The organism is Vibrio sp. D173a (assembly GCF_030248475.1).
Genome location: NZ_JAHGAH010001506.1, coordinates 1 through 738 on the forward strand (window position 1 = coordinate 1; position 738 = coordinate 738).

Sequence of the window (738 nt, forward strand, 5' to 3'; positions counted from 1 at the left end):
ATAAGATCACGCCTGTTGGAATTAAAGATAGCGTGCCAAATGCAGAGCTTCGCCAATCGAATGCTTATTTCTCTAGTTCAGATGCCAAATTCAACGACCGTGTAACGGCGTACGAAAACTTCAACAAAGTGAAGTCAGGTGAAGTTGCTGTGAAAGGCGGATGGCGCATCTACTCTAGTGGCCCTGGTATTTACCTAAATCAGTTGATCAGTAACGTGTTCGGCTTGCGCTTTGACAAAAATGACTTTGTGCTTGATCCCGTGATTTCTCCTCGTTTAGGCGAAGTGTCTATGGACTATGAGGTGAAAGTGGTGATTTCACCATCAGAGAGTGGCTTTACACCTAAAACGATTAAACTGAATGGTGTAGATGTTCCGTTTACACTTCAACAGAATCGTTACCGTACTGGCGGAGCTGTTATTTGTCATAAGTGGCTGAATAAAAGCTTAAATAATTCAGAAAACTTGTTAGAAGTAACATTGTAAACTCAGAGGTGAACTCGGTTACCGGGTTCACCTCCCGTATTTAAACACTATTTTCGCAAAAATTGTTGCTAACATTGCTTTCTTGATAGAATCGTTTCAACAAATAGGTTCTATGACAAGCGATTATCAATAAGGCCAGAGAATAATATGACTGTGACAATTAAAGATGTAGCTAAAAAAGCCAATGTATCAATCGCTACGGTTTCTTATGCGATTAACGGCAGCGCGCGTATTAGTGAAAAAACGCGAGACC

Annotated in this window: 1 protein-coding gene and 1 pseudogene; both read left to right on the plus strand. The window is 40.8% G+C overall.

The window, feature by feature from the left end; all coding sequences use genetic code 11:
- A pseudogene (locus tag KIV40_RS34370) lies at positions 1-485 on the plus strand (cellobiose phosphorylase); the annotation flags it as partial.
- Between the two features lie 147 nt (positions 486-632).
- Positions 633-738, plus strand: a 106-nt coding sequence (locus KIV40_RS34375) for a LacI family DNA-binding transcriptional regulator (RefSeq protein WP_285353926.1), incomplete at its 3' end; no start/stop codon positions are given.